This window comes from Amnibacterium flavum (assembly GCF_003097495.1).
In the GTDB taxonomy this organism is placed as follows: Bacteria; Actinomycetota; Actinomycetes; order Actinomycetales; family Microbacteriaceae; genus Naasia; species Naasia flava.
This window is the reverse complement of sequence record NZ_QEOP01000002.1, coordinates 999,520-1,024,189: the sequence shown is the minus strand read 5'-3', so window position 1 is coordinate 1,024,189 and position 24,670 is coordinate 999,520. Positions and strand designations below refer to the sequence as shown.

23 protein-coding genes are annotated in these 24,670 nt (G+C 69.4%); 10 read left to right on the top strand and 13 right to left on the bottom strand.

The window, feature by feature from the left end:
- Positions 1-139 precede the first annotated feature (139 nt).
- From DDQ50_RS12495 to DDQ50_RS12485, 3 genes are all read left to right on the top strand, one after another.
- A complete protein-coding gene (locus tag DDQ50_RS12495; RefSeq protein ID WP_116757027.1) occupies positions 140-1,054 on the top strand; it encodes a substrate-binding periplasmic protein in 915 nt (304 codons plus the stop codon).
- A gap of 85 nt (positions 1,055-1,139) precedes the next feature.
- Complete coding sequence (locus DDQ50_RS12490; RefSeq protein WP_116757026.1) at positions 1,140-1,808, top strand: amino acid ABC transporter permease; 669 nt, start codon at positions 1,140-1,142, stop codon at positions 1,806-1,808.
- The gene (locus DDQ50_RS12485; protein WP_116757025.1) at positions 1,801-2,595 is read left to right on the top strand and encodes an amino acid ABC transporter ATP-binding protein; all 795 of its coding nucleotides are present in this window, start codon (positions 1,801-1,803) and stop codon (positions 2,593-2,595) included. Before DDQ50_RS12490 ends, DDQ50_RS12485 begins: the two co-directional genes overlap by 8 nt.
- A gap of 40 nt (positions 2,596-2,635) precedes the next feature.
- Here the strand turns inward: DDQ50_RS12485 and DDQ50_RS12480 are convergent, their stop codons facing one another.
- From DDQ50_RS12480 to DDQ50_RS12470, 3 genes are read right to left on the bottom strand one after another with little or no spacing between them, the layout of a single operon-like run.
- Entirely contained in the window at positions 2,636-3,316 is a 681-nt protein-coding gene (locus DDQ50_RS12480) for a GntR family transcriptional regulator (protein WP_116757024.1), read from the bottom strand.
- A 48-nt stretch (positions 3,317-3,364) separates the two neighbouring features.
- Positions 3,365-4,597: a M20 family metallopeptidase gene (locus tag DDQ50_RS12475; RefSeq protein ID WP_116757023.1), complete on the bottom strand. Its 1,233-nt coding sequence runs from the start codon at positions 4,595-4,597 to the stop codon at positions 3,365-3,367.
- Positions 4,597-6,051 carry a gamma-glutamyltransferase gene (locus tag DDQ50_RS12470; protein ID WP_165829805.1) on the bottom strand — a complete coding sequence of 485 codons (1,455 nt, stop codon included), beginning with the start codon at positions 6,049-6,051 and terminating at the stop codon, positions 4,597-4,599. Before DDQ50_RS12470 ends, DDQ50_RS12475 begins: the two co-directional genes overlap by 1 nt.
- 46 nt (positions 6,052-6,097) lie before the next feature.
- Between DDQ50_RS12470 and DDQ50_RS12465 the strand changes: the two genes are divergently transcribed.
- The gene (locus DDQ50_RS12465; protein WP_116757440.1) at positions 6,098-6,844 is read left to right on the top strand and encodes an SDR family NAD(P)-dependent oxidoreductase; all 747 of its coding nucleotides are present in this window, start codon (positions 6,098-6,100) and stop codon (positions 6,842-6,844) included.
- A gap of 26 nt (positions 6,845-6,870) precedes the next feature.
- Entirely contained in the window at positions 6,871-8,034 is a 1,164-nt protein-coding gene (locus DDQ50_RS12460) for a diaminopropionate ammonia-lyase (RefSeq protein WP_116757021.1), read from the top strand.
- Positions 8,035-8,314: 280 nt separating this feature from the next.
- On the opposite strand, the gene DDQ50_RS12455 is transcribed toward DDQ50_RS12460, so the two are convergent.
- Positions 8,315-8,929 (bottom strand): carboxymuconolactone decarboxylase family protein, encoded by a 615-nt coding sequence (locus DDQ50_RS12455; protein WP_116757020.1) that lies wholly within the window; start codon positions 8,927-8,929, stop codon positions 8,315-8,317.
- Positions 8,930-9,012: 83 nt separating this feature from the next.
- On the opposite strand from DDQ50_RS12455, the gene DDQ50_RS12450 reads away from it, so the two are divergent.
- Both DDQ50_RS12450 and DDQ50_RS12445 read left to right on the top strand, forming a co-directional pair.
- Positions 9,013-11,982 carry a DEAD/DEAH box helicase gene (locus tag DDQ50_RS12450; protein ID WP_116757019.1) on the top strand — a complete coding sequence of 990 codons (2,970 nt, stop codon included), beginning with the start codon at positions 9,013-9,015 and terminating at the stop codon, positions 11,980-11,982.
- 26 nt (positions 11,983-12,008) lie between these two features.
- The gene (locus DDQ50_RS12445) at positions 12,009-12,785 is read left to right on the top strand and encodes a YqjF family protein (RefSeq protein WP_240614374.1); all 777 of its coding nucleotides are present in this window, start codon (positions 12,009-12,011) and stop codon (positions 12,783-12,785) included.
- 11 nt (positions 12,786-12,796) lie between these two features.
- On the opposite strand, the gene DDQ50_RS12440 is transcribed toward DDQ50_RS12445, so the two are convergent.
- Both DDQ50_RS12440 and DDQ50_RS12435 read right to left on the bottom strand, forming a co-directional pair.
- Positions 12,797-13,285: a pyridoxamine 5'-phosphate oxidase family protein gene (locus DDQ50_RS12440; RefSeq protein ID WP_116757018.1), complete on the bottom strand. Its 489-nt coding sequence runs from the start codon at positions 13,283-13,285 to the stop codon at positions 12,797-12,799.
- A gap of 208 nt (positions 13,286-13,493) precedes the next feature.
- Positions 13,494-13,895, bottom strand: a complete 402-nt coding sequence (locus tag DDQ50_RS12435) for a SpoIIAA family protein (protein ID WP_116757017.1) — start codon at positions 13,893-13,895, stop codon at positions 13,494-13,496.
- A gap of 107 nt (positions 13,896-14,002) precedes the next feature.
- On the opposite strand from DDQ50_RS12435, the gene DDQ50_RS12430 reads away from it, so the two are divergent.
- Both DDQ50_RS12430 and DDQ50_RS17300 read left to right on the top strand, forming a co-directional pair.
- A complete protein-coding gene (locus DDQ50_RS12430) occupies positions 14,003-15,409 on the top strand; it encodes an FAD-binding oxidoreductase (protein ID WP_116757016.1) in 1,407 nt (468 codons plus the stop codon).
- A 133-nt stretch (positions 15,410-15,542) separates the two neighbouring features.
- Positions 15,543-15,710: a hypothetical protein gene (locus DDQ50_RS17300; protein WP_165829804.1), complete on the top strand. Its 168-nt coding sequence runs from the start codon at positions 15,543-15,545 to the stop codon at positions 15,708-15,710.
- Positions 15,711-15,751: 41 nt separating this feature from the next.
- Here DDQ50_RS17300 and DDQ50_RS12425 read toward each other — a convergent pair whose 3' ends face one another.
- The 4 genes from DDQ50_RS12425 to DDQ50_RS12405 all read right to left on the bottom strand — a co-directional run bounded on the left by DDQ50_RS12425 (position 15,752) and on the right by DDQ50_RS12405 (position 19,898).
- Positions 15,752-16,519 (bottom strand): SDR family oxidoreductase, encoded by a 768-nt coding sequence (locus DDQ50_RS12425; RefSeq protein ID WP_205663629.1) that lies wholly within the window; start codon positions 16,517-16,519, stop codon positions 15,752-15,754.
- A 125-nt stretch (positions 16,520-16,644) separates the two neighbouring features.
- On the bottom strand, positions 16,645-17,571 hold the full coding sequence (sigJ, locus tag DDQ50_RS12420; RefSeq protein WP_116757014.1) for an RNA polymerase sigma factor SigJ: 927 nt from the start codon (positions 17,569-17,571) through the stop codon (positions 16,645-16,647).
- A 56-nt stretch (positions 17,572-17,627) separates the two neighbouring features.
- Positions 17,628-18,440, bottom strand: coding sequence for a DarT ssDNA thymidine ADP-ribosyltransferase family protein (locus DDQ50_RS12415; protein WP_133245965.1), 813 nt, complete (start codon positions 18,438-18,440; stop codon positions 17,628-17,630).
- 879 nt (positions 18,441-19,319) lie between these two features.
- Positions 19,320-19,898, bottom strand: coding sequence for an HhH-GPD-type base excision DNA repair protein (locus DDQ50_RS12405; RefSeq protein ID WP_116757011.1), 579 nt, complete (start codon positions 19,896-19,898; stop codon positions 19,320-19,322).
- A 231-nt stretch (positions 19,899-20,129) separates the two neighbouring features.
- On the opposite strand from DDQ50_RS12405, the gene DDQ50_RS17295 reads away from it, so the two are divergent.
- Positions 20,130-20,279: a hypothetical protein gene (locus tag DDQ50_RS17295; RefSeq protein WP_165829803.1), complete on the top strand. Its 150-nt coding sequence runs from the start codon at positions 20,130-20,132 to the stop codon at positions 20,277-20,279.
- A 120-nt stretch (positions 20,280-20,399) separates the two neighbouring features.
- Here DDQ50_RS17295 and DDQ50_RS12400 read toward each other — a convergent pair whose 3' ends face one another.
- From DDQ50_RS12400 to DDQ50_RS17290, 3 genes are all read right to left on the bottom strand, one after another.
- The gene (locus tag DDQ50_RS12400) at positions 20,400-21,995 is read right to left on the bottom strand and encodes a bifunctional phosphatase PAP2/diacylglycerol kinase family protein (protein ID WP_116757010.1); all 1,596 of its coding nucleotides are present in this window, start codon (positions 21,993-21,995) and stop codon (positions 20,400-20,402) included.
- Between the two features lie 277 nt (positions 21,996-22,272).
- On the bottom strand, positions 22,273-22,398 hold the full coding sequence (locus DDQ50_RS17615; RefSeq protein ID WP_276308401.1) for a hypothetical protein: 126 nt from the start codon (positions 22,396-22,398) through the stop codon (positions 22,273-22,275).
- A 116-nt stretch (positions 22,399-22,514) separates the two neighbouring features.
- Complete coding sequence (locus DDQ50_RS17290) at positions 22,515-24,590, bottom strand: hypothetical protein (protein WP_165829802.1); 2,076 nt, start codon at positions 24,588-24,590, stop codon at positions 22,515-22,517.
- Positions 24,591-24,670 lie beyond the last annotated feature (80 nt).

The following is a 24,670-nucleotide window of genomic DNA, read 5'->3' as shown; positions in this document are numbered from 1 at the left end:
TAGCATAATTTATAAAAGATACATGTCCGTAACCGGACGGTAACACGGTGGACACGCACCGAATATTTTATATACGTAGCGGTTCTTCCGCGGCCCACGGCACCACTCATCCCCTCACCGGCATTCTGAAAGGACGCTCGTGAACATCAAGAGAATCGGAGCAGGGGTCGCCGGTCTGGCGGCAATCGCCCTGCTCGCGGCCTGCTCGTCCTCCCCCAGCACCGACGCCAGCTCAGCACCCGTCGAGTCCGATGTCGAGATCGCTTCGGCCGTCGCGGATGCGTGCACTCCCGAGGCCTCGGAGACGATCGCCGACATCCAGTCCCGCGGAACCCTCGAATGGGCGACGGGCATCTCGCCGCCCTTCACCTTCAAGGACGACAACGGCGATTACGTCGGGGTGGAGCCCGACAACGCGGCGGAGCTCGCGGCGATCCTCGGTGTCGACCTCAACATCACCGAGTACGACTACTCGCTCCTCGCCCCCGCCATCCAGTCCGGCAAGGCCGACATCATCGGCGCCCAGCTGTTCGACACCGAGGAGCGGCGCCAGGTCATCGACTTCACCGATCCCTACTACCTCTCGGGTCAGCTGTTCTACGTCCGTGAGGACTCCGACTACGAGACGATCGACGACCTCGACGTGGCCTCGAACACCTTCGCGTTCGGCACCGGAACCGCGCAGGGCGACCTGGCGGCGAAGTACATCCCGAACGCGCCGCAGGTCGATGCCGCGCTCCGCGGCCAGCTGATCCCCTACGACTTCCTCTCCGGCGGTCGCGCGCAGTCGACCATGGGCGAGTCGGGTGTCATGAAGCTCCTGCTGACCAACTACACCAACCCGAAGCTCGCGGCCATCGGCCTCAACGGTCGCGTGACCACCGAGCGTCCCGAGGAGTCCGACATCATCGACCCCTTCGATGTCGCGTTCGGGCTCAGCAAGGGCGACACCGAGTTCGCCTCGTGCCTCAACACCTGGGTCGCCGACCTCGTCGACACCGGCCGCGAGGCCGAGCGCATCGAGAAGTGGGCCGCCGAGCTCGAGAACCAGTGATCAAGGAGGTGGTCCCGTCATCAGCCGATGACGGGACCACCGTCCTCGTCGAAGCGATGAGAAGAGCGGCAAGAAGGGACCTCCTGTGAACGGCGGCTATCAGTTCGACTTCTCGGCGGTGCTCGCGCGCTATCCGCTCTTCTTCGAGGCGGCGCTGCTCACCCTCGAGATCCTGGCCATCGCGACGGTCGCATCGCTCGTCATCGGCCTGTTCGCCGGGATCGGCCTGACCTCCGAGCGCTGGTACGTGCGAGGGCCGGTCCGCGCCTACGTCGACCTGTTCCGCCTCACCCCGCTGCTCGTCCAGATCGTCACCATCTTCTTCCTGCTGCCGATCGTCGGCATCACGGTCAACGCCCTGGTCAGCGGCATCATCGCGCTGTCGCTCAACTACGCCGCGTTCTACGCGGAGATCTTCAAGGCCGGCATCACCTCCATCGACCGCGGCCAGTGGGAGGCATCGCGGGCCATGGGGATGAAGGATTCGACCGCGCTCCGCCGCGTGATCCTCCCCCAGGCGATCCGGCGGATGCTACCGCCCGTCGGCAACATGCTCGTGTCGCTGACGAAAGACACCAGTCTGGTCTCCGTCATCGGCGTCGCCGAGCTGATGAGCGTGAGCCAGACCCTCGGCGCCAGCACCTTCCGCAACCTCGAGAGCCTGCTCGTCGTGACCGTGTTCTACCTCGCGATCAACATCCCCCTCTCCGCCCTCGTCAGCTACCTCCACAAGAAGCAGGTCGTCAATGCCTGAGGTCACCGTCCCGCTCGGCCGCAAGAGCGGACTGCCCGCCGGGGAGCACTACGAGATCGAGCTCCGCGACCTGCACAAGTCGTACGGCGACAACGAGGTGCTGAAGGGCATCGACCTCGACATCGCCCTCGGCGAGGTGGTCGTCATCCTCGGGCCGAGTGGTTCGGGCAAGAGCACGATGCTCCGCTGCATCAACATGCTGGAGACGCCGACATCGGGCGAGATCCGGGTGCGCGGACAGGTCGTCGACTCGCGGCCCGCGAACCTCATGGCGCTGCGCCGCGAGGTCGGAATGGTCTTCCAGCAGTTCAACCTCTTCCCGAATATGACCGTGCTCGAGAATGTCGCGGCGGGCCCCCGCTACGTGCGCGGCATGAGCAGGGCCGACTCGGAGGCGCGCGCTCAGCAGCTCCTCACGCGAGTCGGCATCGTCGGAAAAGACGATGTGCGCCCCACACGTCTGTCCGGCGGCCAGCAGCAGCGTGTCGCGATCGCCCGCGCGCTCGCGCTGGAACCGCGGGTCGTGCTCTTCGACGAGCCCACGTCGGCACTCGACCCCGAGCTGCGCGGCGAGGTCCTCGACACCATGAAGTCGCTGGCGTCGCAGGGGACGACCATGGCGGTCGTCACCCACGAGATGAGCTTCGCCCGTCACGTCGCGTCGCGCGTGATCTTCATCGACGGCGGCGTCATCGTCGAGGAGGGCGATCCCGCTCAGGTGCTCGAACGCCCCAAAAGCGCGCGGCTGCGCCAGTTCCTCAACAAGCTCGAGTGGGAGAACGACTGAGGGGTTCGGTCGAGCTCCTCAGCCGAGCGGCCCGCACGGGTCAGCGGAAGAGGAGCTCGCGGGTCTGCTGACCCGTCTTCAGGATGTGGTCGTGGATGAGGTCGCCCGCCGCGATGCCGTCGCCGGCGCGGATGAAGTCGACGACCCTCTCGTGCACGTACGTCCAGTCGAGGCCGAGGTCGTTCGCGATCGTCACGTAGTAGAACCGCGCCCGCTTCTCCAGCGACACCGACGACTCGGCCATGACCGCATTCTTGGCGGCGGCGCGCAGCGTCGCGTACAGCCGCAGACCGTTGGCGTCGAGTGTCTCGAGATCGTGGGCGTCGCGGGCGACGCGGCTGGATTCGACGATCTCGGCGAAGGCCGCGAGGTCGTCCTCGTCACGGCGCTCCGCTGCGAAGCGGGCGACGGTGCGCTCCACCTCGGCCCGGAACTCGAACAGGTCGTCGAGCTCGAGCGGGTCGCGGGATCGCACGCGCACGCCGTATCTCGGTCGGATCTCGACCCAGCCGGCCTCGTGCAATGAGCGCAGGGCTTCGCGCACGGGAATGCGACTGACTCCGAAGTGCGCGGCGAGGTCATCGGCGTGGATGCGACTCTCGGGCTCGAACCGTCCGTCGATGATGGCCTGTTCGAGGATCGCGTGCACCCGGGCGGGGAGCGTCTCCGACGGCCCCACCGTAGGAAGGGACAGGTTGATCTGCAGGGCATCGAGAGTCATGGCCCAGCCGAATATACCTTATATATCAGCCTCCGACCAGGTAATCGGCTACTGAGCGACCGCCCCAGTTCGGAGGTAATCGAGGGCGGTGCCGGTGAACAGGGCCACGCAGCGCAGCGTCTCGTCCTCCTCCGCGAAGTCGTCGATGTCCGCCGAGTTGTACGGCTGAGGGCCGAAGCAGAGCGCCGGCACTCCCCTGGTGCGCCAGCGGCTGCCGTCGCTCGCCGGCTGACGGACGCACAGCTCGGCGTCCCGTCCGCTGATGGCTCGGTGGACTCGCTGCCAGCTCGCCAGCATCGGATCGTCGAGGTCGGTCCAGTTCGCGTCCCAGCCCTTGATGCGCGTCACCGTCACCGAGGGCAGATCCGAGACGAGCGAGCGCACCCGGTCCTCGAGATCGGCGATGGTCATGCCGGGCGGGACGCGGAAGTCGATCTCGGCTGACGCTTCGGTCGCGCTCTGGCCGATGAACGAGCCGCCGGTGATCGTGCCGATGTTGGCGGTCAGTCGGAACCCGAAATCGTCTTCGGCGACGGGGATCCCGGTGAGTCCGGCCGGCAGCGCCGACGGCTCGCCGCCGAGCTCGTCGATGCGCGCGAGAGCGGCGACGAGCGACGAGGTGGCGGTGGCCCCACGCCGTGCCTTCGATGAATGTCCTACCGGCCCTGTCGTCTCGAGTCGGAGCCAGAGGAGCCCCTTCTCGCCGATGGCGAGCCGCTTGAACCCTGCGCCCTCGCCGCAGAGCAGGGCGTCGCCGACGAAGTCGGGGAAGGCCTCGAGCAGATAGCCGGCGCCGTCGTCTCCGAAGGCGACCTCGTCGCTGACCGCGAGCAGGGTGATTCGCCCGGTCCACTCGTCTTTGCGGAGGCGCAGAAGGTCGAGGGCGTGGACCATGGCAGCCACGGAGCCCTTCATGTTGCCCATCCCCAACCCGTAGAGCCGACCGTCCTTGCGTGTCAACTCCCACGGGGTCACGGTCCACTGCGACTCGTCGCCGGCGGGCATGGTGTCGAGATGGCAGTTGAGGATGAGATGCGGACCGCTCCGCCCCGAGTCGATCTCGGCGACCACACTCGGTTTGCGCGGGTCTCGCGCCTCGAATCGGGCATCGATGCCGAGCTCGACGAGAGCGTCGCGGGTCACCCGGGCCGGAGCGGTCGTATCGCCGGGCGGGGTGACGCTGTGCGCCGCGACCAGGGCCGCGCACAGCTCGACGATCTGCTCGCGTCGGCTCTCGATCTCGATGCCGAGGGCGTCATCGGTTCCGGTGCGATTCGTCATCAGACGGCTCCTGTCTCGGTCTGTCGGCGCCAGTCGGCGAGGGACCAGGTCGTGCCCTCCCGCGAGCCCGCCGCCACCACGGCGCCGAACGCGTCGATCCCATCCGGACGGACGACGACTCGGTGTCCGCGTGCGATCAATCCGGCCTGCTCCCCCTCGGGGAAGGAGCGTTCGACGAGGACATCGCCGCTCTGGCTCCTCCACCTCGGGCGTGACACGGCGTCGGCGAGGGGCATACCCAGCAGCAGGTGTCGCGTCAATATGGCGAGGAGCGTCTGCACCTGGCCGTCGGCACCGGGGGTCGCGATCGCCATGACGCCGTCCGCCGTCTCGACCATGGCCGGGGCGAGTGTGTGGACGGGGCGCGCACCGGGCCGATAGGAATTGGCGCCGGCCGTGAACCCTTCGGCGCGGTTGTTGAGGACGATGCCGAGCTCGGGCACGAGGACCGCGGATCCGAAGTCGTCAAAGACGCTCGACAGCGACGAGACCACGAGCCCGTCGGCGTCCGCCGTCGCGACGCCCGCGGTGTGCAGATAGGCGCGGGGGCCGTCGCGCCGCGTCGCGCGGTCGAGTGAGACCGCGAGCGGTTCGTCGAGCAGTCCGGCTCCGCGGAATGCGTCGTCCCTGAATTCGAACGCGGCACCGGTCGCCTCGACGAGGAGGTGATCGAGGTTCCCTTCGGAGAGGAGGTCCCGGTGGCCCTCGATCCAGCGGAACGCCATCGCGAGCAGCACACCCTGGGTCGGCGCCGGCTGCACGCTCAGAGCGATCCCCTCGGCCGTCGAGGAGATCGGGGAGCCGATCATCGTCTCGTGGCCGATCAGGTCCGACGGCTGCATCGCGCCGCCCGCCGATGCCACCGCGGAGGCGATGCCTCCCCCGGACTCCTCGTAGAAGGCGCGGGCTCCGCGGATCGAGACCGACCGGAGAAGAGCCGCGAGCTCGGGCTGGCGCCAGAGGTCGCCCGGAGCGAGCCCCAGCAGGGCGTAGGACGATGCGAAGGGCTGGAGACGGGAGCGCTGCTCCTCGGCGGCGTCGTGCAGCGGACCGTCGACGTGGATGCCGCCGTCAGCGAGGGCGATGGGCATTTCGAACAGTCGCTCCCAGGGCAGCCGGCCGAACATCCGATGCATGTCCGCGCATGCCGCGAGGAACCCGGGGACGGTGACGGTCGCGCCGGCGGCCGTGGTGTCGACCGGCATGGACGCCGGAGTGAGCCCGGTACCGCCGAAAGCGACGACCTCATCGCCCGAGTGCACGAGCGCCAGCAGGTCGCCGCCGACGCCGGTCGCCTGGGGAGCGACGACGGCGAGCACCAGGTGGGCGGCGATGGCCGCATCGACGGCCGAGCCGCCTTCCGCAAGGACCGCGAGCGCAGCCTCGGTGGCGATCGGGTGCGCGGTCGACGCCGAACCTGTGGGTCCGGTTGCTTCTGCTGCCTGTCGTCGCACACGACCTCCTGTATCTTGTATAAATAATACGAGAGAGGACGACGGCATGCGAATTCTGGTCTGCGGCGGTTCGACGGGCATCGGTGCGGCCGCTGTCGCGGCCTTCCTCGCTCGGGGAGACGACGTCCTGCTCGCCGACCGATCCGAACCCGGAGCTGAGCTGCTCGACTCGGTCGCGGCGCACCCGGGATCGCTCTCGGTCGTTCGCGCGGACTTCGCCGACCCTCTCGCGCCCACCGACGTCATCGCCGCGGCCCTCGAGCTCTGGGACGGTGAACTCGACGTGCTGTTCTACAACGCGGCCGTCCTCGAGAGCCACCCCCTCGCCGACTGGACCCTCGACTCGTGGGAACGATCCGCAGCCGTCAATCTGCGCGCCCCGTTCTTCTTCATCCAGGCGGCGGAGGCAGCGCTCCGACGCTCCGGCCAGGGGCGGATCATCGTCACCTCATCGACCGGTGCGCTTCGCGGCCACGCCGGGATGCCCGCCTACCACGCGACGAAGAGCGGTCTGCTCGGCCTGGTCCGCTCCGTGGCAGACGAGCTCGGCCCCGCCGGTGTCACCGTGAACGCCGTCAGCCCCGGATGGGTCGACACCCCCTTCAACGACTCGTTCTGGGGATTCCAGGACGACGCCGACGCCGCACTCGACGAGCTGGTGTCGTCGATCCCGCTCGGCTACCAGGCCTCACCGGACGACATCGCGGGCACCATCCTGTTCCTCGCGTCCGACGCCTCGCGCTACATCACCGGCCAATCCATCGTCGTCGACGGCGGATACACCGCGGTCTGAACACCGCAGAGAGCGAACCCCCCCCGATGCCGACCACGACCTACCTCCGCGACCTCGACGCACCCGACCTCCACGGAACGGGCTTCGACTCCGACAGTCGCGCGCCCCAGGCGTTCCACGTCACACTGCCCGGGTTCGAGCGGACCGACCTGCTCGAGGTGCCGGCGCTGGCGTCCGCACTCGGCGTCCGGGCCGTCATGGTCAAGAACGAGGCGCTCCGAGCGAGCCTGCCGTCCTTCAAGATCCTCGGTGCCTCGTGGGCCAGTGGACGAGCGATCTGGCGGGAGTGGCTCGGCGCGGATCCGACGGTGCCCATCGAGTTCGGGCCGCTCCGCGAGGCCGTCTCGCGTCTCACAGTCGAGCAGCCCGATCGCGAGTTCATGCTCGTCGCCGCCACCGACGGTAACCATGGGCGCGGAGTGGCCTACTTCGCACGTCAGATGGGGCTCGCCGCCTGGATCCTCGTGCCGGAAGGCACCGCGCAGGCTCGCATCGACGCGATCGCGGGCGAGGGCGCCCGGGTCGATGTCGTCGACGGCACCTACGACGATGCGATCGCCGCGTCCGCGCAGCTGGCCGGCCCCGATCGCCTCGTCATCTCCGACACCTCGTGGGACGGATACGTCACCACTCCCCGCGACGTGATCGACGGCTACTCCACCCTCTTCTACGAGGTCGACGACCAGGTCGCGGAACGAGCGCTCCCCTCCCCCACGCATGTCGTGCTGCAGGCCGGCGTCGGGTCGTTCGCGGCCGCGGGGCTGCGCCACTTCGTCGGCCGCGGAGTCGACTCGATCATCGTCGAGCCCAGCACCGCGAACTGCCTGATGGCATCGGCGCGAGCGGGCGACATGACCGAGGTGCCCGGCCCCCACCGATCCGCGATGGCGGGCCTGAACTGCGGGCTCCCGTCGCTCATCGCCTGGCCCGTCGTCGACGGCCTCGCCGACCGGTTCATCGCCATCGACGACGACACCCTCGCCGGCGCCACGGTCGCCCTCGCCGACGCGGGGATCGAGTCAGGCGAGTCGGGAGTCGCGGGTGCCGCGGCCCTCCTCGATCTGGCCTCCACCGGTCGCCTCGATGAAGCAGGACTCGGCTCCGACAGCGTCGTGCTGTTCATCAACACCGAAGGGATCACCGACCCCGTGAACTACGAACGGCTGCTCACCGCAGGGGCCGACGGGTAGGTCGGGGTCCCTTCGTTTCGACGGGCTCAACGGGCGGGGTTGGTGGGACGGTTCCTTCGTTTCGCTGCGCTCAACGGGCGGGGCAAGTGCAGGGCCTTCGTTTCGGCGGGCTCAACGGGCAGGTGGGCCTTGCGGTTCCTTCGTTTCGCTGCGCTCAACGGGCGGGGTTAGGGCCGGGGTCCCTTCGTTTCGCTGCGCTCAACGGGCGGGGCAAGTGCAGGGCCTTCGTTTCGACAGGCTCAACGGGCGGGCGCTCGGCGGGCGGGGCCGGCGGGGCGGGTCAGGGGGTTGTTGGGGCGAGGTTCTCGGTGAGGGCGCGCGCGAGGGCCGGGCTCAGGCCGGGAAGGTCCTCGACCTCGGCCGCGAGGGCTTGGATGGCACGGCTGTAGAAGTTCCTCGCCGCCGCCGCGAGGGCGATGTCGACGATGTCGCGATCGGTGAAGCCGTGTCCGCGCAGCACGTCGAGGTCGGCATCCGTGATCGAGCCGGCATCCCGGCTGATCCGCTCTGCGTACTCCATCATCGCGACCTCCGCCCCGGACAGTCCTGCATCCCGATAGTCATGAGCGATGCGCAGCAGCTGGTCCTCGCCGAAGAGGCTGATGCTCTTCCGGCCGTGCGCCAGCCGGCAGTGCCGCGAACCCGCTCCCCGCGCGGCGGCGAGGGTCACCAGCTCGTAGCGGCGCAGGCCCATCGGCCGGGCGATCGCCGAGATCAGGTTCTCCCACGCCTCGTAGGCACCGAGGTTCACGGTCATCACCCGGGTGTGATCCGGCACGAACCCGTACTCCTCGCGGTCCTCCGCGTAGAGGTCGGCTCGGCGCCCCGTCGCGTCCGACTCCGGCACGGTCTCGATCGAGCTCATGGCGACTCCCTCGTTCGCTGATGCGGACATGCTCGCACGCGAGCTCGCCGAGGAACAGGCCTGAAGAGCGTCGATCGGTCCGGGCGGGGCCTGCGCGCAGGTAGCCTGAAGGGATGCCCTCGGCCAGTTGGAAGACCGCCGTGACCGCGATGACCGACGCGCGAGCGGCCTCCGGATCGCGGACCGTCAGCCACGACTTCACGCCCATGGGGCTTCTCTTCGAAGTGCGCGAGATGGGCGCCCTCCGCGACCGCTGGCGCGGAGCCTCCGCCAAGACGGCCGACATCAACACGCCCCGCAGCGCCGACCTGCGCCTCGCCATCCGACCCGTCACCCGGAGCGTGTCCGGCAACTGGGTTCGCGGCACCGTGAACTGGAGCAACGTCGGCTACCACACCGGACGGCTGCGCCTGAACCCCGAGCACCAGAGCTGGCTCGCCCAACTCGTCGCTCTCGACCGGTCGACTCGCGGCACGTACGGCGCGGCCGAGCCGGACTGGATCTACCTCGACCACATCGGCAGCCCGCTGCTGTGGTCGCTCTTCGAATCCGCCGCCGAGCTGGGCATGGAATTCGTCACCGGCAAGAAGAGCACCCCCGTCACCATCGGGCACGGCGCGACCCTCGGCATCGAGATCGTCTCGACCTCCGAGCACGGCAACCCCGGGGACCTGCTCGTCGCCCCTGCGATACGGATCGACGGGGAGAGGCGGCCGACCGACGCGGTGCGTCTGCTCGGCGACCACGGCCTCTACACGTTCACGTTCGACCCGACCACCGTCGCGCTCGCACCGACCGTCGAGCCCGTCACCGAGGAGCAGCGCCAGCTCCTGAAGAGCCCGTCGACCATCGTCGTCCCCGCGAGCGACGCCGACGAGTTCCTCTCGCAGTACTACCCGAAGCTGCGGCGCGCCGTCTCGGTGACCAGTCCCGACGGATCCGTCGAGCTGCCCGAGGCATCCGCGCCCGGTCTCGTCCTGACCGCGACCTACTCCCCGGGAAACATGCTGACCCTCGGTTGGCACTGGGAGTACGGGAGCGAACGCGTTCCTCTCGCCGTCTCGCCGACCGTCGACGACGAGTTCCGCGACCCCGTCGCCGAACGGGAGGTCATCGACGCCCTCCGCGAGGCACTCGGCGGCGGCGTGCCGACCGCGCTCACCACCCTCGTCGGCGTCGATGCGGCGGAGTTCAGCGAGCACGTCCTCCCCCGCATCCGCGAGACCGACGGCGTCCGGGTCGACGTCGTCGGCGACGTCCCCGAGTACCGCGAGCTCACCGGGGTGCCCGCGCTCACCGTCACGACCGTCGAGACCGATCAGCGCGACTGGTTCGACCTCGGCGTCGTCGTGACCGTCGACGGCAAGAAGGTCCCGTTCGCACCGCTCTTCACGGCCTTGGCCAAGGGGTCGAACAAGCTCCTGCTGATCGACGGGTCCTACCTGTCGCTGCGTCAGCCGGTGTTCGATCAGCTCCGCGAGCTCATCGCCGAGGCGTCGGAACTGGACGAATGGGAGACGGGCCTCCGGATCAGCCGATACCAGGCGAGCCTCTGGGCGGACTTCGAAGACCTCGCGGAGGAGACGGTCCAGGCCATCTCCTGGCGTGAGACCGTCGCCGGTCTCCGCGAGCTCACCGGTGACGCACCCATCGAGACGACCCCGCTGCCGGCGGGCCTCCAGGCTGAGATGCGGCCGTACCAGCGTGACGGCTACACCTGGCTGACCTTCCTGTGGCGGCACGGACTCGGCGGTGTCCTCGCCGACGACATGGGGCTCGGCAAGACGCTGCAGACCCTCGCACTCGTCGCCCACGCGACGGAGACGACCTCCGGAATCGGGCGCAAGCCGTTCCTCGTCGTCGCGCCGACATCGGTCGTCTCGAACTGGGTGGCCGAGGCGCAGCGCTTCACCCCCGGTCTGGCCGTCACCGGGGTGACCCGCACCCAGCGCAAGTCCGGCATCTCGCCCGCCGAATCGGCGCGGGGCGCCGACATCGTGATCACCTCGTACGCGCTCTTCCGGCTCGACTTCGCCGGCTACCAGGAGGTGGCCTGGGCGGGGCTCATCCTCGACGAGGCCCAGTTCGTGAAGAACGCCACCTCGAAGGCTCACGAGAACGCCGTGGCGCTGGACGCTCCGTTCAAGCTCGCCATCACCGGCACGCCCATGGAGAACAGCCTCACCGACCTGTGGGCCATCTTCCAGATCGTCGCTCCCGGCCTGTTCCCCTCCGGACGCAAGTTCGCTGAGGAGTACACGCGCCCCATCGCCGCCGGGTACGGGCTCGAGCGACTCGCCCGGCTGCGTCGCCGCATCCGCCCGCTGATGATGCGACGCACCAAGCAGCTCGTCGCATCCGACCTGCCGCCCAAGCAGGAGCAGGTCCTGCACGTCGATCTGGCACCCGCGCACCGCAAGCTCTACGACCGGTTCCTGCAGCGCGAGCGGCAGAAGCTTCTCGGACTCCTCACCGACATGAACAAGAACCGGTTCATCGTCTTCCGTTCCCTCACCCTTCTGCGCATGCTCAGCCTCGACGCGTCGCTCGTTGACGAGCAGTACGCGAGCATGCCGTCGGCCAAGCTCGACGTGCTCCTCGACCACCTCGACGACGTCATCGCCGAAGGCCATCGCGCGCTCGTCTTCAGCCAGTTCACCTCGTTCCTCGGCAAGGCCGCCGAACGGCTCAAAGCCGCCGGCATCGAGTACGAGTACCTCGACGGATCGACGACCCGCCGCTCCGAGGTCATCGACAGGTTCCGCGGCGGCGAGGCGCCGGTCTTCCTCATCAGCCTCAAGGCGGGCGGTTTCGGCCTCAACCTGACCGAGGCCGACTACGTCTTCCTGCTCGACCCCTGGTGGAATCCGGCGGCCGAGGAGCAGGCGATCGACCGAACGCACCGCATCGGCCAGACCCGATCGGTCAACGTCTACCGGCTGGTCGCCGACGGCACCATCGAGGAGAAGGTCATGGCTCTCAAGGAGCAGAAGGCACGTCTCTTCGACGCGGTCATCGACGACGACCAGCTGTTCAGCTCGACGCTGTCCGCCGACGACATCCGGGGCCTGCTCGACTTCTGATCACCCTGGGTACGTAGTCTCGGGTCGTGCAGATCGAGCCCATCAGCGTCACAGCCCCGCCGCTCGGCGGTCGTATCGTCATCGCGCAGCGCTGGAGCGATGCCACGTTCCTGCACTGGCGAGTCGATCCGGCCCGTGTGGCTCCTCTCCTCCCGGAGGGGACCCGGCCCGACGAGATCGACGGGTCGACCTGGGTCGGGCTCATCGCGTTCCGACTGTCGCACAGCGCCTTCCTTGGCGGTCCGGCGGTGCCGTACTTCGGCACCTTCCCCGAGGTCAACGTGCGTCTGTACTCCGTCGACGAGCGCGGACGTCGCGGGGTGGTCTTCGCCTCGCTCGACGCCAGTCGGCTGGTCAGCGTCCTGACCGCCCGAGCCGCGTTCGGCCTTCCGTATCACTGGGCGAGGATGTCCATGGGCCGGCGGGGCGGACTCGTGGCCTACCGGTCCCGCCGCCACGACCTCGACGCCCGGCTGGTCCCGAAGCGCAATGAGCGGGCCGTGCCGAACGCCGGGACGCATCTCGTCGCGCGCCCCCTCTCCGCGCCGGTGGAAGGGGATCCGATCGCCGACTTCCTCACCGCGCGGTGGGCGTTCCACGAGACGCACCTCGGCGTGACGAACTACGCGCGCAACGAGCACGAGCGCTGGCCGCTCCGGAAGGCGGAACTGATCCGGATGGATGACCAGCTGCTCGCCGCCGCGGGATTCCCGGACCTGGGGGCGGCCACGCCGGACTCGGTGCTGTTCTCCCCCGGTGTCAGGACGGTGTTCGGACTCCCCCGGCAGCTGCCGGGGAGCTGAACCTCACGCGCTCAGAGATCGACGCTGGCGTTCTCGCCGATGTCGGGCCGGTCATGCGTGACGATCGCCTTCGCGTACTTCAGCAGCACGACGGGCTTGGGGTCGAGGCTCGCCCAGTACTCCGCGCTCTCGGCGTGCACTTTGATGAGGGCGATGTTCGGGTCGTCCTTGCCCTGCTCGAACCAGGCCTCGGCCGCCGGCGTCCAGAGCTCGTCGATCTTCGAACGGTCGTGCACGATCTCGGCGGTGCCGGCGATCGACAGGTACCCCTTGCCGGACTCGTAGGCGACGTTGACCTGGTTGTTGAGCTGAAGCTGCTCCGTCTTGTGGGAGGGGTCGGCGGTGAAGAACCACACGTCGCCGTCGAACTCCGCCTCGACGGTCGCGAGCGGACGGCTCAGCAGCCGACCATCCTCGGAGATCGTCGTCAGAAGGCCGATGCGAGCCGCCTTCACGATCTTGCCGATCGTCTCGAGTTCGTCTTTCGTCGCCGTCGTCATAGTCCTGCTCCCTCGCTGCACCGGTTGGTCTGCCCCGACGCTACGGCTGACCTCTCCGCCCGACCTGGGTGCCCACTGCACGTGAGGTGGATGTCACGCCCGAGACCCCCGAGCGGCACGTTGCGCGTCTCGGGGGTCTGCGGAAACATGCTCACCTAACGACGCAAGGGAGCGTGGCGTGGACCGGGAGAGCGCACGGGTCGACGGGTCAGTCGGTGACCCACTCCAGCGCTGCCCCGTGCTCATCGGGCGAGAACACTTTGACCTCGAACGGCACCAGGTGCCGCATGGTGCCCGCGACACCTCGGATCCAGGTCGAATCGGTCACGATCGCAGCGCGCGCGATCTTCCGCACGAATTCCGCGTTCTTCATGTCCTCGAACAGCGCGCTCGGCGGCATGGATCCGGCACGGCCGTATTCCAGCAGCAGGCGCATCGCGCCGTGGTCCGCGACCACGGACTCGATGTGCTCGCGCAGCGCCCGCACATCCGCGGCGGACAGATCGCCGTCGTACGCCACCGTCACCAGTTCGGTTCCCTCGACTGATGAATAGGTCAGCGCCATGAGTGCTCCTTCGTCGAGTCCGAGCGACTCGTCACCGTCAGTCAACCCGGTTTACTCGGGAGTCCGCCCCATCCCCCGCTCCCGCGCAACCGCAGAGAGTTTCACGACCTCCGAATTCACTCCGTCACACGATCCGCTTCCAGGAGCAGCGCATGCCCACATCGACCGACACCCCGATACTCAGCGACGAGCAGTTCGATGAACTCGCCGCGCTCCTGACCGGCCCCCTCCACAGGCCCGGCTCCGACGGCTACGACCTCGGCGCCGCCTCCTGGAACGTCGCGGTCCAGTCCCACCCGATCGCCGTCGTCGAGGCCCACTCCGCCGAGGACGTCGCCGCGACGGTGCGCTATGCGGCGGATCACGGCATCGAGGTGGCGGTTCGTGCGACCGGACACGGCGCAGCCGACCCCCTCGACGGAGTGCTGCTGATCCGCACGGGCGCGATGGACGAGCTGAACGTGGATGAGGCCGGTTGGGCTCGGGTGGGTGCGGGGGTGACCTGGGGAGCTCTCTTCGAGCGAGCCACCCCGCTCGGCCTCGCTCCCTTGTCCGGCAGTGCGACGACGGTCGGCGTCGTCGGCTACCTGACCGGCGGCGGCCTCGGACCCGTCGCCCGGACCTTCGGGGTGTCGGCCGACTACGTTCGCGCCTTCGACGTGGTCACGGGCGACGGACAGAGGAGACGGGTCAGCGGCACCGAGAACTTCGACCTGTTCTGGGCTCTTCGCGGCGGCAAGGGGGCTCTCGGCATCGTGACCGCGGTCGAGCTCGACCTCCCCCGGCTGTCGGAGATCTACGGGGGCGCCCTCTACTTCGGCGCAGAGGACATCGCAGCGGTGCTGCATGCCTGGGCGGAATGGGCGCCCGACCTGCCCGACGCGGCAACCACCTCGGTCGCCATCATGCGGATGCCCGACGCCCCGTTCGTGCCGCCGCCCCTCGCGGGGAAGGTCACGCTCGCCGTCCGGTTCGCCTGGGTCGGTGACGCAGAGGAGGCGCAGCGAATCCTCGCACCGCTCCTCGCCGTCGCCACCCCGGTGCTCGGAGGGATCGGCGACCTGCCGTACTCGCAGATCGCGTCCATCCACGCCGACCCGGTCGATCCCATGCCGGCGGCCGACAACGGCGGATTGCTGCGGGAGTTCCCGCCGGATGCCGTCGATGCCCTCCTCAGGGCTGCGGGGCCCGGAGCCGACAGTGTCCAGGTGGCAGTGGAACTCCGCCTCCTCGGCGGGGCGATCGCTCGGACGCCGACAGGGCCGAGCGCGATGGGTCACCGAGACGCCGCGGTGAGTCTCATCACCATCGGCATCGCGGCCGGTCCGGTGGCAGCCGTGACAGCCGCGGACTCCGCGAGGATCATGGCCGCAATGCAGCCCTGGTCCACGGGCGGATCGATGCCCAATTTCTCCTCTAGCGCCGACCCGGTCGACGTGCGCCGCAGCTACCCGCAGGAGACCCTCGACCGCTTGGTCGCCCTGTCCGCGATCTACGATCCGAGGTCGGTGCTGCGCGCGGCCCGACCCGTCCGTGCTGCGGCCGAGATGACGAGATGAGGTGCACCGCATCGGAGCCACTGGGTTGACGCTCACCGTTTCGGCAGATGCCGTCGGTATCGTGCGTCTGTCACCGGTCGATGGGACCGGGCGGAATCGTTGGGTGGGTCGGATGCGCAGACGCGGTCGAGGTGTGAGTGTCGTCGGAGTCCTGTACGTCGTCGTGGGGATCATCGTCGCGGCGGTCCGCGGGTACCTCGTCGAGTGGAACATCCTCGGCAACCTCATCGAGGGGCTGCTGGCGATCATCCTGTGGCCGCTGGTGCTGTTCGGACTCGACCTGCACCCCCTCATCGCCTGAGGCTGTCCGATCGCGACGCCCGTCGACTCAGCGCCGTCAACTCAGCGCCGTCGAGACTCCCGCCCGGCACCGAGTTCGTCGAGCCACTGCGCGAAAGTCTGCGTTCCGCGCTGCGCCTCGGTACCGGCGAGGAGCGTGCCGTCCCGCAGCGCCTTCCCGAACGCTCCGGGTACGGGAATGGCCAGCAGAGCGGATCGGCCGCCCGTCGCCGAGACGTAGCGACGGACCATGTCGACCATCGATTCCTCCCTCGGTCCTGCGAGATCGACCGCATGGCCCGCAGGGACGCCTGCCGCGAGGTCGACGAGTCGAGAGGCTACCTCGCGGGCGGCGACGGGCTGGCATCGCATGACCGGGATGAGCGCGAGCGGACCCGTCCTCATCCGCCCCAGGATCTGCGGGGCGAACTCATGGAACTGGGTCGCGCGGAGAATCGTCCAGGGCACCGCGCCCTGCTCCACCGCTCGCTCCTGGGCCGCCTTGCCCGCGTAGTAGCCGTGCGGGGCGAGGTCGCTGCCGACGATGGAGAGGGCGAGGTGATGCCCGACTCCCGCCCTCCGCTCCGCGGCGAGCAGGTTCTCGGTGACCCGCTCGAAGAACCTCGTCGACGTCGCGCCCGACTGGGCGGCGATCGACGTGACGTCGACGACCGAGGAGACTCCGTCCAGCCGGTCGGCGAGGCCGGATCCGGTGATGAGGTCGGCGCCCGTCGACCGTGCCAGCACCACAGGCTCGTGTCCGCGCTCTCTGACCACATCGACCACGTGACGGCCCACGGCCCCGGTGCCCCCTGCGACAGCGATCTTCATCCCCTGCACTCCTCCCCGACGGCTTCCCCGTACGGTATCCGGCCGTCGAGATGACAGCTCCTACCTCCTCGACGATGCAGGCGGGGCGAATGTGAGGCGCCCTCCTCGATCCCGCTGTCCGGTCGTCACTCCCTCTGGCGGTTCCACGCGTCGAGCTTGTCGGGGTTGAGGACGATCCAGACATCGGTCACGACGTCGCCCCTCACGTTCGCGGTGACGACGCTCGTGACGACGCCGTCGCGGCGGAAGACGAACCCCGTCCGGTCGCCGACGGGTTCGAGGGTCGCCACCAGCTCCGACTGCTTGGCGAGGATGCCGAGCAGGAACCGTGCGACCCTGTCCGCGCCGCGCACCGGATTGAGCGCCGCGCTGACCTTGCCTCCGCCATCCGAACGGGTCACGACGTCGGGATCGAGGACGGCGATCAGTGCATCGAGCCGGCCGCTGCGGCTGGCGGCCCAGAATTCCTCGATCACCCTCCGGTGCGCTGCCGATCCGCTCTCGCGTTCGCGTCGATCCCGGATGCTCCGCCGGGCCGACGAGGCGAGCGTGCGGCACGCCTGCGGGGTGCGGCCGACGATCTCGGCGATCTCGTCGAATGGCACGGCGAAGACGTCGTGGAGCACGAAGGCGACCCGCTCCGCCGGGGTCAACGATTCGAGGACGACGAGGAGGGCCATGCTGACGGAGTCGTCGTGCGCCACCGCGTCGAGCGGGTCGCCGGAGTGCGACGCCGAGGTCAGAGCTGTCGCGGGGACGGGTTCGGGTAGCCACTCCCCCACATATCGCTCGCGGCGCGCGCGGGCGGAGCCGAGCATGTCGAGCGCGATGCGCCCGGTGACCTTGGTCAGCCATGCGCCCGGAACGGCGATGGCGGCGCGTTCCCCGGGCGTCAGGCGGTACCAGCGCGCGAAGGCGTCCTGCACCGCGTCCTCTGCGTCGTGCAGGGTGCCGAGCATGCGGTACGCCACGCCGAGAAGGTGGCGTCGCTCTCCGAGGTAGGGGTCGTCGCCGGTGCGGTCCGATACGTCATCGGCTGGTCCGTCGCTCATCCACGCCTTCCTCTCACCGGGTTCTTTCTACCGGTTGAGGAGCGGGCTCGAGAGGGTCAGGCCTCGTCGTCGGGGTCCGTCGGCTGGAACCAGGGCGGGTAGACGGCGAGTTTCGGTGCCTGTTCGCCGCTGTCGCGGATGAGTTGCTTCACTCGTTCGCGGACCGGCTCGTTCGGGATCGCGAGGAGCACGATCTGCTCGAGCGGGTAATCGCCGCGGGCGAGGACCTCGGGGTGGATGAGCTCGGGGTCGTCCTCGAGAGCGCTGCGCATGAGCGCGGAGGCGGCGTTCAGTCCGACGCCGAAGCGGGCCAGCGGGGATGCGGCATCCCGGTCGCTGACGACGACGTCGGGGCCGATCGCGCCAACGGTGCCGACCAGCATGATGTACTGCGTCGCCGCTTCCTTGCGGGCGGCGTCGGACCAGGTGGGTTCGATGGCGCCGGTGAGGATCAGATTCCACCAGGCGGCGTCGGGCGACAGGGCGAACGGGACGAATGCGGACACGGGTTCGCCGGCGACGACCTCGGCGGTCGAGCGGGCGGCGCGGGCTTCCGGGGAGAGCAGATCTATCATCGGCGTCGCGCCGGCGCGGATGGCGACGTCGTGCAGGATCGACTCGAAGTTGCTGATGTGCGTGACGTGGTAGATGCGGCGGCTGCCGAGCGGCACGACGGGGCGCGCGGCGGCGATGCGACCTTCACCGCGTGAACGGGGTCGTGTCGTCGTTCCGGCCGGGACCGTTCGCGGCCCGCGGACCGCAGCGGCCTTGCCTCGTTTCATGACGGGCTTCGACTCGTCGACCTTGACCTCGCGGGGGTAGCAGCTGTCGCAGAGCCCCTCTTCGAATCCGTGAATGCACTCCGCCACGTAACGCACCGTCCCTCCGACCGCACTGTCCACGTTACGGGGTTTCCGCGGCCACGATGCCTAAAGCGCCCACGACGCTCTACGCGGGCAGCGATCGTTGGCCTTCCGTTACGCGATCCCGCGCCGCCCTCCTGCACCTCGCCGCAAGGACCCCTGCGCTTCGCTGCGCTCAGCGGGCGGCGGGGTGTGCCGCCCATTGAGCGGAGCGAAATGAGCGGCTTCGCTTCGACGGGCTCAGCGGGCGGCGGCGAGGTGACCCCGCCCATTGAGCTCGTCGAAGTGAGCGGCACCGTCGACCGGGGTGGCGAGGCGGGCCTTCGCTTCGCTGCGCTCAGCGGGCGGCAGGGTGTCCCACCCATTGAGCGGAGCGAAATGAGCGGCTGCGTTTCGACGGGCTCAGCGGGCGGGAGCGACGACACCCCGCCCATTGAGCGGAGCGAAATGCGCACCTGCGCTTCGACGGGCTCAGCGGGCGGCGGCGAGGTGACCCGCCCATTGAGCTCGTCGAAATGAGCGGTACCGTCGACCCGGTTGCCGAGGCGGGCCTTCGCTTCGCGGCGCTCAGCGGGCGGCAGGGTGTCCCGCCCAGTGAGCGAAGCGAAATGAGCGGCTGCGCTTCGACGGGCTCAGCGGGCGGTGGCGAGGTGACCCCGCCCATTGAGCCCGTCGAAATGAGCGACTCCGTCGACCCGCGGTGGCGAGGCGGGCCTTCGCTTCGCTGCGCTCAGCGGACGGCAGGTGTCCCGCCCATTGAGCGGAGCGAAGTGAGCGGCTGCGCTTCGACGGGCTCAGCGGGCGATAGCGAGGTGACCCCGCCCATTGAGCGGAGCGAAATGAGCGGCTGCGCTTCGACGGGCTCAGCGGGCGGCGGGGTGCCGGTTACTTCGTGGCCTTCGCCGCGGCTTTGGCTGCCTTCTTGAACTCGCGCACCTTCGTCAGCGAGGCGGCGTCGACGATGTCGGCCACCGAACGGTGGCTGCCCTCCTCGCTGTAGGGGGCCGACGCCTTCTCCCATCCGGATGCGGTGAGACCTCGCTGCTTGCCGAGGAGGGCGAGGAAGATCTTCGCCTTCTGATCCCCGAACCCTGGCAGGGCCTTCAACCGCCGCAGGATCTCGGAGCCCTGGGGATCGCCCTCGGTCCAGATAGCGGATGCGTCGCCGCCCCACTGGTCCACGACCGCCCGGCAGAGCGCCTGGGTGCGACCCGCCATCGAGTCGGGGTATCGGTGCACCGCCGGTGGGGTGCGGAACAGCTGGGACATGTCGTCGGCGCTGTCGTCGGCGATCGACTCGGCGTCGAAGCGTCCCAGGCGCTCGCGGATCTTCGCCGGCCCGGCGAACGCGGTCTCCATCGCGACCTGCTGGTCGAGCAGCATGCCGATGAGCAGAGCGAGCGGGTCGGAGGAGAGCAGTTCGTCGGCTTCCGGATCTCCCGTGATGTGCAGCGCGGCGGTCATGCACCGATTCTGGCAGGGGCCGCCCCGATGGCAACCGGCACCGGCGGAGAGGGGCGGCACGGTGACGGCGATCGAGGATGTCGGACCCCGCCGCCGATCGATCGGCCGGGACACGGCGGGCTCGTCCGGGTGTCCCGGGGTTCGCACGACCACCGACTCGCCCACCGACTCCCCCGAACCCGTAGTCTCAGCACAACAGGGTCGCCGTGGCTCTCGACGGAGGGCAGATCAATGGGTGACAAATCGGTGCGCAAGAGCTCGAGCAAGACGGCTGCGACGAAGAGCCTCAAGGAGAAGCGCAACGCCAAGGCCGACAAGCGCGCGAGCAACGACCGCTCCGCCGCGAACACCGACGCGGTGTCGAAGGTCAAGAACCGCTGACTCAGTCGCGAGAGCCGTGACCGGGCAGGTCACCCGACCTGCCCCAGGCGTTCCGGCTCGGCGCGCACGTTCCGGCCGGCCCCGCTCGCCGGAACGTGCGCGGGGCGGATCCTCAACCTCTCAGGACTGGGTCCTCGAACCGGTCGGCGCGTAGACATCCAGTGCTGACGGCTGGATCTTGATGCTCGCGCGGTAGGAGCCCGTCTCCGGCTGCTCGAGCTCGCCGTCGTGGGTGAGGCCCGGCGTCCCGACGGCCCGTGGCCCAACGTTCACGTCGAGGTCGGTGCGTGTGAACGATTCGATGTCCGATCGCCGCGGCAGCAGGTGGAGCAGCCGAAGCACGCTACTGGTCTTCCGACCGAACGCCATCGACATGACGGCGCGGAACCGCGATCCGCGGGCATGCAGGATGCGGATGTCGAGCACGTCGTCGTCGAGGCTTCGCCGCTGCATCGTGGCGATCTGCTCGGGCTCGTTGCGGCCGACGCTCACGAACAGCGACCAGATCCGGGCGCGGCGACCATCGATCGAGATGTCGACGGGTTCCGCCGCCCGGAGTGCGTGAGTCGCGGCGACCAAGCCGGCGAGCCACTTGCCGAGCTGCTTCTTCCACCTCTTCCGTTCGGCGATGAAGTCGGGGTAGATGCCGACGGATGCCGCATTGAGCACCGTTGTCGAGCCCGGCGACCCGCCGTCGCGGGCGATGTCGAGGTCGGCCACCGCAACCCTCAGCCCGGTGCCGGCGGCCAGGGCATCGATCGCCTTGTCGAGAGTGGCGACCCCGGCCGCCCGAGCGAAGTGATTGAAGGTGCCGCCGGGCAGCACGAGCAGCGGCAGCTCGAATTCGCGGGCCAGCTGGGCCATCCGCGAGACCGAGCCGTCGCCGCCGCAGACACCGAGTACGCGCGGCCTCTCCGCCGAGGTCATCGCGTGACGGACCACTTCGTCGAGCTTCTCCTCGCGGCTCATGCGATGAAGGGTCGCGTTCGGCAGGCGGCGCTCGATCACGGTAGACGGGTCCATGCGGACGACGTCGTTGCCCGCCGAGGAGTTCATGACGATGAAGACGCCCGTCCCGTCGTCAGAGGCAGGGAGCTCGACCGCGGCACCGGTCTCGGGCATCGGCATGGCGGTCGGCACCTCCGCCGGGACGACCAGTCGGCCGAGGACGGCGACGCCGGCCCCGAGGGTGACTCCCCCGAGCACATCGGACAGCCAGTGCGCGCCGACGTGGAGTCGCGAGTAGGCGACGGCGGCGGCGACGGGCGCGACGATGGCTCCGGCGAGGGGTGACTCGAGGGCGACCCCGGTCGCGAAGGCCGCCGCGCTGGCCGAATGCCCGGAGGGGAACGACGCCGAGGACGGGTACTTCTTCAGCTGGCGGCCGACAGGAATATCCGCGAGCAGTGGACGGGGACCGCCGAAAAGTTTTTTCGCGACGAGGTTCGCGACCAGGCTGGCGGCCGTGAGAGACGCGACACCGCGCAGCGCCGCCCGCCGCCGGCCGAGCAGCATCAGGAGGCCGGCGATCGCGAACCACAGTCGTCCGCGGTCCGCCAGGCGGGACAGCCTGCGGTAGCCGCGGTCCAGCTGAGGGTGCGCGTACTGGGCGTTGAGGGCATCCCCGGCCGCGCGGTCCATGTGCCTCACCCAGTCGGGCAGAAGCTTCGCCCGCTTGTAGGCGACGATCGGATGTCTGGCCGTGCTCGGTCGCATGCGCCCAGGCTAGAAGACGCCGCCCGATGAAGATGGGAGAACGCACCTTCCGGACATTCCTCCACGCGGAACGAGCGGACAGGACCGGAGTATCCGATCCCTGCGGAGGTGGGGCACCTTGTCGGACGGGCTGCGCGCACGTTGCGGCGGGTGGGGCCAGCCGGAACGTGCGCATTCAGCCGGAACGCCCGACTCTGCGGGGCGGTTCACGGTCTGTGAGGCGAGCCGCCCGGCTCGGCTTGCGCGGGGCCGGGCGGCTCGCCTGCCTCGGCGGGCGTCAGCGGGAGCCGGGGCCGCCGCCCATGCCTCCACCCATCTCGGGGTTCGTGTACTCGCCCGCTGTCGTCGTCGTGACCGTCGTGGCGCCGTCGAGCGAGCCGCCCTCGGCCAGGCCGCCGGTCACCGTTCTGCCCTCATGACTACGAGACGACGTGACTCTATGTGGTTTCTATGGTGCCTTCTATGCCTGATGTTCGGATCGGTTCGACGGCCCGACGAGGTTCCCTCGTCGGGTGCTCGCTACTCGAATCTATGGAGCAGTTCGCGGTACCAGGGGTGGTCGCGGTGGCGGGCGAGGACCGGGTCGGTCCACGCCGCCATCCGCAGGTGCGGCACCGTCAGCGCGTATTGGAGCCGATCGGCGATGCGCGCCTCGATGACCTTCTTCGCGCCCGCGGACAGCTCATCGCGCCAGCCCGTCGAGAAGTAGCAGGCCGCGTTGAACGCGATCGACGGCGATGCCGACTCGAGGGCCAGGTCGGCCCAGCGGTCGACCGGCGAGCCCGAGCCCTTCTCGCTCGGCACCAGCTCGACGAACATCAGACCGGCGATCGGCCGCATCCGATCGCGAAGCGCACCCGACGGTGGCTGATCATCGGCGAGGAGGTCGACGAGGCGGCGGACGTTGCGGCGCAGGACGGCGTCGGGCACCCGTGACGGCGCGACCTCGCGAAGGTTGAGGCCGGCGGCGCCGTAGCTGAGGAGGAGCCGACGGACGATGTCGAGATGGCCGCGTTCCACCCGTTCGTGCGACGCGCCCTCATCGGCTGTCGACATCACCTCGACCGGAGCCGGTTCCCCCGGGCGCGGGCCGACGGCGGGAAGCAGGAGGCCCCCGATGCGGTGCTCGAGCCAGGCCAGGTAGGCGACGAGGTCGTCGGGATCGGCGGCGTGACGGTTGAGCAGGTACTGGAGGGAGATGTCGGCCACCAGATTCGCCGGGTCGACCTCGAGGGCGGAGCCGAGCAGTCGCCTCGCCGTGGCCGGGTCATCTCGGAAAGCGGTCGTGGCGATGTACCCCCGAGCGACGCTCTTCCACTGCGTGGCGCCCGCGAGGCCCTCGAATCCGTCGTACTCGACCGACAGTGTGACGAGCACCACCGCGGCGACGGCCTCGGAGAGGAACGGCACCATCTCGGCAGGCCTCTCCACCTTCTCCGGTCCCTCGCCGGCGACGGCCGGCGGCGCCGATTTCGCAGCGCCCGGGTCTTTCACCCCCGCCGGGAGGAGCGACAGCGCGTGAATCTCGTGCGCGGCGATGGTGCGCCCGTTCCGGGTCACGATGACCGACGCGGCCTCGTCTTCGATGCTGACGAGCACTCGCCACGGTGTGGAGCCGATGATCGCGGCGACGACGGCTCGGACGATCTGCACGAACGGGTTCGTGACCGGTGCGGTGACGAGCGCGTTCTGCAGCGCCGTCACGTCGGTTCCGACCGGGACCTCGATGCCGCGCGGGGGCGCCGCGCCGATCTCCTGCAGCAGCGCGATCACACGGGCCGACGCCTCGCGGACCGACTTGTCGCCCTGCCGGACCTCGATCGACAGGGCGAGACGCCCTGCCAGCCAGGTGCCCGCGAGGACGCTCCCGATGAGTCCGACGACCGCGAACCCGATCATCAGGCCGAGTTCGCCGAGGGGGAAGGTCGTGGCCAGCACGACCGCGGCGACGGCGATCAGGCCAAGCCCACCCAGGCCGAGCACGCCCCGGGTCACCTTGGTGCGCGTGCTCAGCCACGGCATCCGCGGCAGGAGCGCGGCGAGGCGCGCTAGCACCAGGAGTGCGATGACGATGCCGAGGAGGGACAGCAGCGCCGGCACGATCGGCACGATGAATGCGGCGACGACCGCGTTCCAGTCCTTGGCGAAGGAGCTGGCGGGCGAGGGGACGTCCTCCGCCAGGTAGGTGCCGCCGAGTGCATCGATCGCGGCGAGCCGCTCGGGTTCGCAATCGACGATCGGAGTGGCCGTCGGAGACGGCGTCGGACTCGGGCTCACAGTCGCAGTGCGCCGCGTGACCGTCGGCGACGGCGTCGGGGTGACCGGCCGACCGTCCCGGTACTGCTCGATGAGGTCGAGCGCCCTCCCCGGCTCGCCCGCCTCCGTGAGCTCGGTCGCGGTGTCGCAGACGTCCTGGATCGTCGCCGACTCGGCGGCGATCGGCGTCACGGCGGGTGCCTCGGACCCGACGACCGAGCATCCCGTGAGCACCGAGAGTCCGGCGAGCATCATCACGCCGAGACCGACCCGCGTGCGGGTGCGGCTCCTGCTGAGCCGCTCTGCTCCCCCGTCGTGAGTGGTCGTCGGAATGTTCACGCGCGCCTCCTGGGCGGACCGTCGATGGCTACCCGCTCAGTGTGCGTATACCGGGGGCGGCATAACAACCCCCGTCGGCG